Origin of the sequence: Acinetobacter geminorum (assembly GCF_013009345.1) — a bacterium.
GTDB classification, from domain to species: domain Bacteria; phylum Pseudomonadota; class Gammaproteobacteria; order Pseudomonadales; family Moraxellaceae; genus Acinetobacter; species Acinetobacter geminorum.
In genome coordinates, this window is the sequence record NZ_JABELE010000008.1 from 168,981 (window position 1) to 182,268 (window position 13,288).

The 13,288-nt window shown below is 39.4% G+C and carries 9 protein-coding genes; 2 read left to right on the forward strand and 7 right to left on the reverse strand.

The window, feature by feature from the left end:
* Nucleotides 1-51 precede the first annotated feature (51 nt).
* Together basF and basE are read right to left on the reverse strand one after the other, a co-directional pair.
* Entirely contained in the window at nt 52-921 is an 870-nt protein-coding gene (gene basF / locus HJG58_RS09630) for an acinetobactin biosynthesis bifunctional isochorismatase/aryl carrier protein BasF (protein WP_170248704.1), read from the reverse strand.
* A gap of 17 nt (nt 922-938) precedes the next feature.
* Entirely contained in the window at nt 939-2,567 is a 1,629-nt protein-coding gene (gene basE, locus HJG58_RS09635) for a (2,3-dihydroxybenzoyl)adenylate synthase BasE (protein WP_170248705.1), read from the reverse strand.
* Nucleotides 2,568-2,728: 161 nt separating this feature from the next.
* Here basE and basD point away from each other — a divergent pair, with 161 nt between their 5' ends.
* Entirely contained in the window at nt 2,729-5,671 is a 2,943-nt protein-coding gene (gene basD / locus HJG58_RS09640) for an acinetobactin non-ribosomal peptide synthetase subunit BasD (RefSeq protein WP_216076551.1), read from the forward strand.
* Between the two features lie 47 nt (nt 5,672-5,718).
* A complete protein-coding gene (gene basC, locus HJG58_RS09645) occupies nt 5,719-7,029 on the forward strand; it encodes a putative histamine N-monooxygenase (protein WP_021511016.1) in 1,311 nt (436 codons plus the stop codon).
* Between the two features lie 65 nt (nt 7,030-7,094).
* Here the strand turns inward: basC and bauA are convergent, their stop codons facing one another.
* From bauA to bauD, 5 genes are all read right to left on the reverse strand, one after another.
* On the reverse strand, nt 7,095-9,380 hold the full coding sequence (bauA, locus tag HJG58_RS09650; protein ID WP_170248706.1) for a TonB-dependent siderophore receptor BauA: 2,286 nt from the start codon (nt 9,378-9,380) through the stop codon (nt 7,095-7,097).
* Nucleotides 9,381-9,465: 85 nt separating this feature from the next.
* Complete coding sequence (bauB, locus tag HJG58_RS09655; RefSeq protein ID WP_170248707.1) at nt 9,466-10,434, reverse strand: siderophore-binding periplasmic lipoprotein BauB; 969 nt, start codon at nt 10,432-10,434, stop codon at nt 9,466-9,468.
* 6 nt (nt 10,435-10,440) lie between these two features.
* The gene (gene bauE, locus HJG58_RS09660; RefSeq protein ID WP_170248708.1) at nt 10,441-11,211 is read right to left on the reverse strand and encodes a ferric acinetobactin ABC transporter ATP-binding protein BauE; all 771 of its coding nucleotides are present in this window, start codon (nt 11,209-11,211) and stop codon (nt 10,441-10,443) included.
* The gene (gene bauC / locus HJG58_RS09665) at nt 11,208-12,155 is read right to left on the reverse strand and encodes a ferric acinetobactin ABC transporter permease subunit BauC (protein ID WP_170248709.1); all 948 of its coding nucleotides are present in this window, start codon (nt 12,153-12,155) and stop codon (nt 11,208-11,210) included. Before bauC ends, bauE begins: the two co-directional genes overlap by 4 nt.
* Nucleotides 12,155-13,096, reverse strand: coding sequence for a ferric acinetobactin ABC transporter permease subunit BauD (gene bauD, locus HJG58_RS09670; RefSeq protein ID WP_216076552.1), 942 nt, complete (start codon nt 13,094-13,096; stop codon nt 12,155-12,157). The genes bauC and bauD overlap by 1 nt, the downstream gene beginning before the upstream one ends.
* Between the last annotated feature and the right edge of the window lie 192 nt (nt 13,097-13,288).

Sequence of the window (13,288 nt, forward strand, 5' to 3'; positions counted from 1 at the left end):
TGTATAAATTTAGCGACCAGGATTTGTCGTATGCCTTATGATGGCAACCCTTTACCCTGCAATCCTTTGCCGTGCATCAACCAATGACCACCAATTTGATAAGGTGGGTGTGCGTCCTAATTCTTCAAAACTAATATTGATTCCCTGTGCTTTAAGTTCCGAAGAAAACTGCATAATTCGTAATGAGTCCAATCCATAAAGAATCAGATTTTCTTCGGGGTCTAATTCTTCTTCATCAATAAGCTGCTGGACCTTTTGCTCTAGCCAAGGTCGTGTAATGCCTGTTGCCACCTGCCCCACTACAGATTCGGTATTCACAACTTGACCGCAACGTGAAGACACATATTTCAAAGCTAAGTGATGTTCTTCTTCTGAAAAATCGGCAACTGCATCTCCAACAAGAAAGGGTTGTATGTCACTCATAAAGGCTTCTATTGCCGTAACCATACAACCGATATGGGCATAGACACCGCCAATAATGAGCTGATCACGATTCCAGTTTTGCATTCTTTCAAGCAAATCCGAACGTTTAAACGCGCTATAACGCCATTTCGTTAAGACAATGTCATGTTCAGTAGGAGAAAGCTGATCAATAATTTTTTGCTGATCAATTGTTGAGGCTGGCAAACCTGGTCCCCACATCGCATTCAGTAATGCGCGATCTGTCGCTGGTTGTTCATAAGGCTGTGCGGTATAGACAACCGGAACATTGTTCTGATGTGCCCAATTTCTTAGTTGAACTAAATGATTAACAACCGTTTTAATTAATTCACTTTCAGCATCGTAAAAATTTAAAAAGTAGCGTTGCATATCATGAATTAACAAAACTGCTCGAGAAGGATCTAACTGCCAGTCTGTTTTGTTCTTTGGATAACTCTCTCGTTTGGGCATGAGATAAGTGGAAATTTTTGCAATAGCCATATGCTGCTCAATATTTATTAAGATGTTGTAGATGTATTTAAAATGCTGCGAAGTTGCTTTTTGTCCACCTTACCGACTGCGGTCAGTGGCAAACTTTCGATTAATTTGATCTGGTCTGGAAGTTTGTATTGTGCAATACCCAACTCCATGAGATGGCGTCTGAGCACAACAGCTTTAAGTTCAGGATTCCGAGAAACAATAAAGGCACAACTCTTTTCACCAAATTGTTCATCGATAATTGCGACCAAAGCTGCGTGCATAACTTCCGGATGTAAAAGAATAAGTTTTTCGATTTCTTCCGAAGCAATCTTTTCACCACCACGGTTAATCTGGTCTTTAATTCTTCCTACTACACGTAAATTACCATCCGAAGTACGCTGCACGAGATCGCCCGAATAGTAATAGTTGTCCTTGTCAAAGACCTGTGAATTATGTTCAGGGCTTTGGTAATAACCACAAAAGGTATAAGGCCCCCGAGTCGCAAGCATTCCTATTTCACCTGCCGGAACTTCTCTATACTGCTCATCTACAATTTTGATTTCATCATCAGGACTGATAGGACGCCCTTGTGTCGTAAATATTTGCTCATCGGAGTCATCTAGTCTGGTGTAATTGACCAAGCCTTCAGCCATTCCAAATACTTGTTGTAATTTACAATTGAGAACTTCAGGAACTTGACGGGCTAAAGATTCAGGGAAACTTGCTCCACCTACTTGAAGCAACTTTAAAGACTGAATTTGATCTTTATATTGCGCGGCTTTTTCTAGCCACATAATGACAGCACTCGGCACTAAAGATGCCATATTGACTTGATGTCTTTGAATAATAGAAAAACAATTGAGCGGTTCAGGATTTGGTGCCATCACAACACATCCACCTGCATGTAAAACGCCTAATGCACCGGGTGAACTCAACATAAAGTTATGCGGAGCTGGCAGAGCACACAATAACCGAGTATTCGAGTTTAAACCGCAAATCTCGGCACTGGCTCGCACACTATAGTCATAGTCATTATGCGTGCGTGGAATAAGTTTTGGTGTTCCCGTACTTCCACCTGACAACTGAAAGAAAGCAACTTCATCAGCAGGTGTAGATGAAAAATCGACTAAGGTCTTTGCTGGTGTTTCAATCCAGTCTAATAGTCCGAAATCGGTAGCTTGATGATTGAGCATCAAAATAATTTCAGGACTTAAATCTACTTCATGAAGTGAGTCAATAAATTGATTATTGCTAAAGACTTCATGCTGACGCGAACCAATTAAAAGCTTAGGTTGAATCTGTTTAATAAAGGCATTTAGTTCATATTGGCGATGGCTATATAGCGCATTGAGCACAACCACACCAGCCTTAAGCAAGGCAAAAAAGACAATATAAAACTCCGCAACATTGGGAAGTTGTACTAAAGCAGTATCACCCTTACCCAAGCCTTTTTCAGCTAGTCGAGAAGCTAAATTTGTTGATAGCCGGTCCAGCTCGATATAACTCAACTGACGTTCACCACAAATAATTGCCGGCGAATGCGGATACGATTGAACCCCTACCGTTAAAATGCGCGTCAAAGGTTGGTCAATCCAATAACCTTTATTTCGATAGTGTTGCTCTCTCTCTGGAGTCCAGCGAACAAACTCAATCAACTGTTTTTTCATGACATTCTAAATATTCAATTTAATTTAATGGTTATCAAGCTATTGATTCTTTGTAAATTTTCTTACATATCGGCATAAATATTTAATTTGAATACCGACAAAAGAAAACTCTTAAGACGGACAAGCTATATATTCACAGCAAAATTGGAAATGATTAACAAATGCAACTGGTAATCATTTTCATTTGTTTGTATGATGCTGAAACAAGATTAATTTGTCAACCGAGTTATCGTTCAATGTGTGAATTAACTTCGATGCAAGTGGCCTGCTGGTTTGGTCGCTCTGGCAACGCAACTTTAGGTGGGGTTGCTGCCCACCTCTATGCAGAATTTGACGGTCAATTTATTGATCTACAAAAATTACATTTAGCACTTCAACGACTTTATAAAGAACACCCTATTTTGAGATTAAGTTTGAGTGCCGATGGCATCGCAAACATCATGGCTGAGAAGGCTCAACAGATATTAGAAGTCGATGATTTTTCAAAGCTTAGCGATCATCAAATTGAGCAAATGCTCATGCAAAAACGGGAGCAATGGACCCATCAAAAACTTGATCTAAGTCAGGGCCAGACTGCAAGATTTTCTATAAGTGTTCTTAAAAATAATATTTTTCGTTTTCATGTAGATACGGATATGATTGCTATAGATCCGTCCAGCTTCTTGAATTTAATGGAAGATCTTTCTTTGTTTTATGAAGACCCAGAAATATCATTCTCCCGTCCGCCTAATTTTTTTGACTGGTATCAAAAAATACGGACAGATCCTGACCTAAAAAAATTAAACCAACGAGACCGCTTATGGTGGAAACAACGTCTGCCTCATATTAGCCCTGCTCCGTCTCTACCTTTCATTCATCAAGAATTCAAAACAGCAAAAAGTGATCGTTTAAGTACGTGGTTATCGCCGGAAGAACGAAAAGCATTACAACAACTTGCTAGAGAACAACGCATTACTGTGACCAATCTGATATTAGGTCTATTTGCCTATACGCTTGGTCATACAACCAAAGATCACAGCTTCCGATTAAATATTCCTACTTTTTGGCGCGAGCCGGTTTTAAAAAATGTCAAAGGCACTATTGGTGATTTTGCTAATTTAGTCATCCTTGATGTCGATATGAAAGGAATAACAACCTTAGCTGCATTCTGCAAACAAATAGCAAATCAAATGCTTGAGTTATTAGAGCATTCACATTATTCGGGTGTTAACGTTCTACGTGACCTATCCCGTTATCATGGTAGTGCACAGATTGCTCCCGTGGTATTTACAGCGGCACTTGATTTAGAAAATGATAATTTACTTTCCGAACGTGTCCGCCGTGTTTTTGGCTCAATGAATTGGGTCATTTCACAAGGGCCACAAGTTGCACTTGATGCACAAGTTGCTCATGTAGATGACGGTATTTTAGTTAATTGGGACATCCGTTTAGATGCTCTACCCAAAGAATGGATCACGAATTTATTTGAATCTTTCATTCATTTACTTAAAAATCTTGCCGCACATCCTGAGCAACTTAATACACAAATTATAAACTCAGCACAAAATACCTCGTCAGATCGTACGTCTCAAAAACCATTAAATGCATTACAGCAAGCTTATCTATTAGGTCGAACTCAAGCCCTTCCTTTAGGTGGTGTTGCCATGCAAGAGTTTAGGCAGTATCACGGCAAAATGGATATTGTTTTATTAAGACAACGATTGGCAAAAATGGTACGGCGGCATGACAGCTTACGAACCTATATTGATAAAAACAGGTTAGTACAATATGTAAGCGATCAAGTGAGTGTCAATTTAAAAGAAATAGACCTAACTACATGGGAACCTGAACGTGCTTCTCACCACATCGAGTCCTATAAAAATAGTTATACGCATGAGCTATTTGATTTAAATCAGTCGCCTTGGAATATCACCGTCTTTTTATTAAAAAATAATCTACTAACGATTTTTGTCCGCTTTGATGCATTAATTTTAGATGGCCGATCTATAGCTTCACTTATGTTAGAGCTATTCGATGGACAACAACATGATATCCAAACGCAAATAGAAGAAAATGAAGTTGAAAATAGCGTATCTGTTCATCAGGAAGATATGGCTTACTGGGAAAGAAAATTTTCTAAATTATCTAACATTCCTGCGCTTCCGTGGAAAACACCCTTACAGCATTTACCGACTTCGCGTTACCAACGTAACAGTCTGGTTATAGAAAAAGCTCAATTTAAACAGTTGTCTAAAATTGGAGCGAAACATTCACTGTTTAAAAACTCAATCATCATGGCGATTATTTTGGAAGTGCTATCTCATTGGAGCACGGACAAATCTCTATGTGTTGCTGTTCCTACACTTCCCCTCTATGCCGGACCATTTTCTAATAGCTCTACGTTTATTGCTGTTGAGTGGAAAACTTCAGATCAATTTGCTGAACAAGCAAACCGTTTGCAAACTGAAGTTTTAGAGGGTTTACAGCATCTTTCATTTTCAGGCGTTGATCTCGCTCGACTATTATTTGAAAAAGTTGGCACTGCTCCAGTATTACCAATTGTAATTACAAATGGTTTGTCATGGCCTGTATTATCTGAATCTCATCCTATTCAGCAACAAGATGGCCTTACTCAAACACCTCAAGTTGCAATTGATATTCGCTTTAGCACAAGAAATGACGGCGCTTTGATTTTCGATATTGATTATGCCCAAGAAGCATTTTCATCTCACATGATTGAAGATTTCTTGGATGCACTGCAATTGGCAATCAAGCAAATTATTGGTTCAGAAACATTCAGTTTTGATCTCAGCAATTTTTTCAGTGAGCTTCAAAATAAACGACCATATTTTAAAAATAATGAGTCCGATCATTCATCTATACCACTTGAAAATAATGCTAAACAGCAAAATCAACTACTCGACATTTACTTAGAAGTGATAGGCCACACGCCAAATAAGGAAGTGGACAACTCAACTCATTTTACTCATCTCGGGCTACGTCCACATCATTTAAAGGTCGTTTCAAAACGTATTAATGAAACATACGCGATTCAGCTCTCACCTGTTCAACTTATTCAATGTCGCAATATTGCTGATGTAGAGAAACTACTAACAGCACATTAATTCGTATTTTGAACTTTCATTATTTTGGAAACAGATAAAGTATAAACATGAAAAAAATAGATATTACCGGAATTGGTATTGGGCCATTCAACTTAGGTTTAGCTGCTCTTTTGTCTCATCATCCCGAAATCAAAAGCGTATTTTTAGAACGCAAACCAGAATTTCGATGGCATGAAGGGTTGCTATTGCAAGGTACGACATTGCAAGTTCCTTTCTTTGCCGACTTGGTTACTATGGCCAATCCTTGCCATCCCTTAGGCTATATTAATTATTTACATCAACATGATCGCTTGCATCAGTTTTATTATTACGACAGTTTTTTAATTCCACGCCGTGAATATGACCATTATTGCCGTTGGGCTTCAAAACAATTACCCGATTGTCGATTTGGAGAAAACGTAAGCCATGTGGAATATGACGCCAAGCTGGATAAATTTATTATAGAAAGTGAATCAGCCTCGGGCGAAAAACAAAAATATATAAGCCAAAATCTGGCGATTGGTATTGGGACTAAACCTCGAATTCCTACATGGCTAGAAACATGCAAACATCCTTTGGTAAAACATTCTGCGGAGTTTGCAAAAATTCAGGAACAACTCAAGCAATGTAAACAGGTCACGGTTATTGGTTCGGGCCAGAGTGCAGCAGAATGCGTACTTGCTTTATTTAATTCACTTACCCCAGAACAAGTAAAAGCAGGTGCATCTATTCGTTGGATCACACGTTCTGCCGGCTTTCACCCAATGGAATATTCTAAACTTGGGCAAGAATGTTTTACCCCTGCCTATATGCAATATTTCCAAAGCCTGCCTAGAGATAAACGTCGTGACATTGCTGCTAGTCAGGGCCTGATCTATAAAGGGATTAGCTTCTCAACCATTGGTGATATATATGATGTGCTTTATGAGCGTTCAGTGGCTGGTGAAAAATCCGGTTTAAGCCTATACACAAGCTGTGAGGTTGAATCGGTTGAAGAACTTGAATCGGGTTCTCTGCGTTTAACCTGTTTGCATACCCAACTCGATCAACGTTGCGAATTAGAAACTGATGCCCTTGTTGCAGCTACAGGCTATGTTCATGATTGGCCTGAATGGTTCCAAAATATGAAAGGTTCTATTTTAGCTGTTGATGATAAAAATGATTGTATTGTTCAAGAAGACTTTACCGCTTTACGTTGTGATCAGGGACAAGGTCGAATTTTCATTCAGAATGCCGAGATTTTTCAGCAAGGCGTAGGTTCTCCAGACTTGGGGATCGGAGCAACCCGAAACTCAGTCATTATTAATCAATTACTGGGGCGTAATGCATATCGAATTCCTAAACAGTCTTCTTTCCAGCATTATGGTTTACCAAAATAAAATATGAATATCATAAAAAAACCCGCGATGGCGGGTTTTTTTATTCGGTTGAAGATTACAACAAATTAAAAGTCATATGATACAGATAGCATATACGTTCTTGGTGCGCCTAAAGCTAAATTCGATAGTTTAGGCATTCCCCAATAGGCTTTATTCATCAAGTTATTGATGTCTGCTCTAAAAGTAATAGGATGATTTGAGATTGAAGTTTTATATCGTGCACCGACATCTATCAGCGTACGACCAGGAATATGCAATGTATTTTCTTGATCGATATACTGTTTCGAAACTGCGGTTGCATTGCTAGATAAAGTTAAAACGCCTTGTGCAACTTCATTATCCCATTCAACACCTAATTTCCCTTGTGTTTTAGGGACACCTACGGCCATATTTCCTTCATTGCTTTGGATGGCTGTTTTAGTCACTTCAGGTTCAATATAAGATGCACCGCCCATCAAACGTACATTTTCAATTGGTGAGCCAAAGAAACTCCATTCAATCCCTCGATTACGTTGCTCTCCCCCAGACGTATATATATTAGTTACTAAATCAGTGTAAGCACTTGGTTTTTTGATTTCAAACAATGACAAGGTATGCGCAAATGTACCTTGATCAAACTTCACCCCAAATTCTGTTTGCTTTGTTTTGTAAGGTGCAAATATTGTTGGATAGTTTGCCGCAGTAAGGGGGGCTGCATCACCTTTGGTTAAGCCCTCGATATAGTTTGCATAAATCGAAACTTTATCTGTCGCTTTAAATAGAATTGCGGCGCCTGGTGTCGTTGCATTCTTTTTATATTTAGTCAAAGTCGATGTCGGCACAAATAAATTACTACTTTCTACCTCTTGATAACGTACACCTAAAGTTAACTGTAAGCGATCTTCAATAAAAGATAGGGTATCTGCCAAACCGTAACTATTTAATTGCAATTCAGAATTAGATATTAGGGGTGCATTAAAAGGGACAGCTTTCCCCCAAATTGGATCATAAAGATTAGTCGTCCATTCAGCTCCTGCCACATTTCTTACCCCATAATCATCTTGATTATGTTTGTAATATGTCGCATTGACTACCCATTGATGTCCTACTGCTCCTGTATTAAATTTTCCTTTCAGCCCTACATCTGCCGACTTTTTATCAACATTAAATGCCAGTTGACCAATACTTGTTTGGAAGGTTCCAGTGTTATCTAAAACAGTTGCTGACATCGCACCATTATATTTATATTCTGTTTTACTTTGTCCATAGGTTGCGTACCCCATCACGTTATTGGTCAGATCATATTCACCGCGTATCATGGCGCCCTTATCTTGAATGTCCACAAAAGACCAATCTGGATTGAGTAAGGTATCTGCTTTCGGCGGTTTCGGAATCGCGATATCTTTTCCGAGGTTGATGCCTCGTGTTACGCCATCCACTCGATCTTTGGATGTGTAAAGATCTGTCGAAACACGTGCACGATCACCATGCCAATCCATTCCTAATGAAAATAACTCAGTTTTCAAATCCTGTTTTTCTACTGGTCCAGAGCCATCCCGATATACCGCATTTGCTCGCACACCGAATTCCTTGTCCGCACCAAATCGTCGTCCAACATCTAAATGCCCACCAAACTGAGAGTCAGACATATATGTCGTAGTCAAACGTGTTAATGGTTCATCCGTTGCACGTTTGGTAGTGAGATCAACTGTCCCACCAATGGAACCTGTTGGTGGCATTCCATTGAGTAATGCAGAAGGACCTTTAAGTACATTTATTTTTTCAAACATTTCAGGTGAAGTTCGATAATAAGGGGTTATACCAAACAATCCATTCATAGACATATCACTCGGGCTCGACTCAAAGCCACGAATATAATAGTTTTCACTCCAGCCACCACTTGCCGCATTGGTGAACACGGATGGATCTGTTTTCGCAATCACACTTGTTATATCTTTTGCCTGTTTATCGGCGATATATGTATCTGTATACGCAATGGTATTAAACGGGGTTTCCATAACGGTTTTATTACCTAAAAAGCCAACTGAGCTTTTCGACGAAACCTGCCCTCCCGCATAAGTATCGTCTTGTTCAGCTTTTACGGTAATTGCTGGTAAAGCTGCTACATTTGTTTGAGCAGTTTGTTGTTGTTCTAGAGTTTTTGTTGAATTATCAATAACAGCAGCATAGGTATTTGATGCACATAGTACAAATACAGTGCCTAATGTATAGCCTAATCGAAGGGCCATTTGTGCAGATGCAATACCATTTAATACAAAAGAACGGTGATTAATTCTTTGATCATTCCCACTTTTAAAATTACGGTTATCGCTAACGTTGTTCATTGAAAGACCTTTAATGTTGTGATTCATTTTTTATTAACTATCTGCTTAAAATTCATAGCAAAATAGTGAAAATTTATGCTGTAAAATTTGATTAAGTGATGTGCCCAAAAATTTATTGATAGCCTTTTTTCACATCTTCCATCACTATTTTGAGTGAAGTTGGGCTTGCAGCCGTGGTGTACCATGCATCGGCATCGACAAAAATGACACGACCGTTTTTCCACGCTTTGGTTTGACGTAATAATGGATTTTCAACACTGGCAGCATTAATTTTTGAGCGATGTTCCATCACAGCAGTTCGGTCCACGATATAGAGAATATCGGGGTCCGCTTTCTTGATGAATTCACTCGAAATTGGTTGCCCGTGTAGACTTGTATCCACCACACCACTTGCAGGCTTTACCCCAAAAGCATTAAAAATAAAGCCATAGCGTGACTGAATACCAAAATTACTAAATGCCCCATTATTATGAAGAACAACTAACGCTCTTTCTGGGCGATTGGCTGTCACCGCTTGTATTTGCTTCACCTGTTCATCGAGTTCAGAAACTTTCTGGCGGGCTAAATCTTCTTTATTAAATATTTTTCCTAAGGTCATCATATGGTCTTCAACCAGACCAATATGATTACTCTCGCTATTGTTGAAGTTAATATCGTAGTGAATGGTCGGGGCAATTTTTGACAGTTCCTGATACTGATTAACGTGTAATGGCGTCATCAAGATCAAGTCTGGTTTTAATGCATATATCCTTTCCATATTGGGCTGTACAATTGCACCCAAATCCTGAATTTGTGCATCTTTTTTATATTTTTCCAAAAAGTGTGGAACATAATCTTTTGGCATTCCCATAATCGGGACATTCAGTTGATCTAGAAAGTCAGCTTCATTCATATCAAGAACGGCAACGCGTTGCGGTAGATGATCTATCACCGTAGTTCCAAGCTCATGTTTTACCGTAATCGGTTCTGCTAGCTTCTGAGAAGCTTGAGTGGTATCTGCAACTTTTTGATCACATGCTTGTAGAGTGACAGCTGCCGCTATGATGAGGGCTACTCCCCCATACTTTTTCTTCCAGTTCATATGTATTCAAGCTCCAGATGAGTTGAAGTAATTACACATACAGCCACGCTCACTGTATGTAATTTCAAAATCAAGCTCGTACAGATCATTTAATTGCGCCTCTGTAATCACTTGTTCGGTTAACCCACTGAAATGAAGTTTTCCGTTCTTTAGCGCGACAATATGGTCCGAGTAATTCGTGGCAAAATTGATGTCATGAATGACTAAAATCACAGTGCGCCCTTGTTCATCACATAAGCGCCTGAGTGCGCGCATAATTTGAACGGCATGTTTCATATCAAGGTTATTTAAGGGTTCATCTAATAAAAGTACGTCTGTTTCCTGGGCGATCGTCATCGCCAAAAAGGCCATCTGCCTTTGACCACCACTAATTTCATCTATGTAAGATTTGCGCAGCGGCTCTAAAGAAAGAAACTCAATAGCCTCATCAACCACCTGACGATCTTGCTCGGTTAAAACACCACGGCTATAGGGAAAGCGTCCAAATGACACCAGCTCTTCGACGGTTAAGCGCAAATTAAAGCCAGGTGCTTGACGTAAAGTCGCGACATGCTTGGCGTAAACAGCGGTTTTAATTTCCGCAATATTTTGATGATTAAGAAAAATCTCGCCTTTATCCGGTTCAATTAAACGAGCCATCATCATGAGCAAAGTCGATTTTCCGGCTCCATTTGGACCAATGAGTGACGTCACCTGACCTGTAGGAAATTCAACATTTACGTCAGTCAGTATTGGCTTATTTCCATATGACTTATTGATATTCTTGACATGAATCATGCGACACCTCGGGTACGAACCGTCAGCGCAAGGAAATAAATGCCACATACGAGATTGACTAAAATGCTGACGGTCGTTTTGTAATTAAAAACGTGCTCAACTAAAATTTGAGCAGCAATAAATATGGCAATCGTGATGGCACAACCCATGGGCAGCGTTAATTTATGCTTATAACTTCTTGCTAGTGCATAAGTAATGTTGGCAATAAATACGCCCATAAATACTGTCGGGCCAATCAGGCTGGTAGATACCGCAACCAAAATAGCGATTAGAGCTAAATAGAAACTGACATAGCGGTGATGATGAATGCCTAATGAAATTGCTTGCTCACGCCCTAAAACCAGAACGTCCAGAACAAGGAGTGCTTTTCTACCGAGGAATAGCACAATGACTACGGCTAAGCTGGCATACAATAAAGTTTCTGGTTGAGAGCGATTAAAAGAAGCATAGCTAAGGCCTTGGAAAACAGAAAATTCACCAGGATTAATTTTGAGTTGAATAAATTGAGTAACCGTCCCGACGACCATGGTAAGGACTAACCCTAAAAGCAACAGGAGAAAGACATCATTTCTACCATATGGCAATAACCACTTATGGATTACCCACGAATAAAGCAGCATTAAAACGATTGAGATAAAGAAATTACCATTTACCCCTAACTGGCTTAATCCATGTGTCCCCCAAAAAAACAACAACAAAACTTGCCATAAGAGATAAATCGCTTCATAGCCCATAATTGAGGGAGTCAAAATACGATTACCGACCAGTGTTTGAAAAACAATCGAGGAAAAAGCAACGCAAATACCGGCTATCACAATCGTGGCAAGACGCAGAAGTCGATTAGGAATGACGTAATCAAAATCTAACCCTGAGTTTAAAAATAAAAAACTTATTGCTAGGCAGATCACAATCAGATAAATCATCCATAGCTTTGGAATACGCATTATCTGAACTCCCTCAAAATGAGGATGAGGAAAATAATTCCCCCCACACCACCTGCGGTAAGTCCAATTGGCACTTCAAATGGATAAATGATTGAGCGACCAAGAATGTCGCAAATCAGTAATAGAGACGCCCCACCTAAAGCCACAATGGGCAAGGTTTTAGCTAAGTTTTCTCCGTATTTCAGTGCGACCAAATTGGGAACTACGAGCCCGACAAAAGGAATAGCACCAACCGTAATTACTGTGGTCGAAACTGTAATGGCAACCAGTATTAAACCAATCGCGGCTATAGCTGCATAACTAAGTCCTAAGCTAGAAGCCATCTCTTCACCCATACCAATCACGGTAAAGCGGTGTGCAAAAAGATAAGTCAGGACAACAATCGGAAAAATAATGTAAATAACTTCATAGTGGCCTTGGACAATTTTTGAAAAATCTCCTAAAAGCCACCCTTGCATACTTTGTAAAATATTAAAGCGATAGGCATAAAACTCAGCTAAGGCGCTCAGTACACTGCCGTACATCAAACCAATAACCGGTACTAAAACAGTATTTCTAAAACGGATCCGGCGAATAATTGCGATATAAATTAAGCTGGCAATAAAACAAAAAATGATCGCAAATATCATCTTGCTCAGCGTGCTGGTTACCGGAACTAAAGTTAATGACACTAAAATTCCCAGTTTGGCAGCATCTAAACCACCCGATGTTTCCGGTTCAACAAACTTGTTACGCACAATATGCTGCAAGATGACGCCACATACCGCCAACCCAATACCGGTAAGCACAATAGTAATTAAACGAGGAATACGGCTGGCTGTAAGAGTGAGCCAACTCTCATGAGAAAAAGGAAATAAGGTAGACCACTGTATTGGCTCAGCCCCGAGCAATAACGAACAAATACATAAAAGGATAAAAATAAAAAATAAGCCGAATTGCATCAGTGGCGTGCCCCACTTGAGCGTAATAAAGCCGATGCAAATTGCAAATTTAGTCCCATCAAACCAAAGCGAGGGAAAATTTGTTCAACATTTGATGGGCTTATTAACCTTTCATGATTGAATATTCTCATGAAAATTCCTCAATTTTATCGAGACAACAAAATAAGTTCCTTTTGAATAGGCAAAATTACA

Bases quoted from the DNA above. Each gene is read 5' to 3' on its own strand.
- bauD (WP_216076552.1), bottom strand. From the start codon at position 13,096: ATGCAATTCGGCTTATTTTTTATTTTTATCCTTTTATGTATTTGTTCG.
- basC (WP_021511016.1), top strand. From the start codon at position 5,719: ATGAAAAAAATAGATATTACCGGAATTGGTATTGGGCCATTCAACTTA.
- bauB (WP_170248707.1), bottom strand. From the start codon at position 10,434: ATGAACTGGAAGAAAAAGTATGGGGGAGTAGCCCTCATCATAGCGGCA.
- bauA (WP_170248706.1), bottom strand. From the start codon at position 9,380: ATGAATCACAACATTAAAGGTCTTTCAATGAACAACGTTAGCGATAAC.
- basE (WP_170248705.1), bottom strand. From the start codon at position 2,567: ATGAAAAAACAGTTGATTGAGTTTGTTCGCTGGACTCCAGAGAGAGAG.
- basF (WP_170248704.1), bottom strand. From the start codon at position 921: ATGGCTATTGCAAAAATTTCCACTTATCTCATGCCCAAACGAGAGAGT.
- bauE (WP_170248708.1), bottom strand. From the start codon at position 11,211: ATGATTCATGTCAAGAATATCAATAAGTCATATGGAAATAAGCCAATA.
- bauC (WP_170248709.1), bottom strand. From the start codon at position 12,155: ATGCGTATTCCAAAGCTATGGATGATTTATCTGATTGTGATCTGCCTA.
- basD (WP_216076551.1), top strand. From the start codon at position 2,729: ATGCAACTGGTAATCATTTTCATTTGTTTGTATGATGCTGAAACAAGA.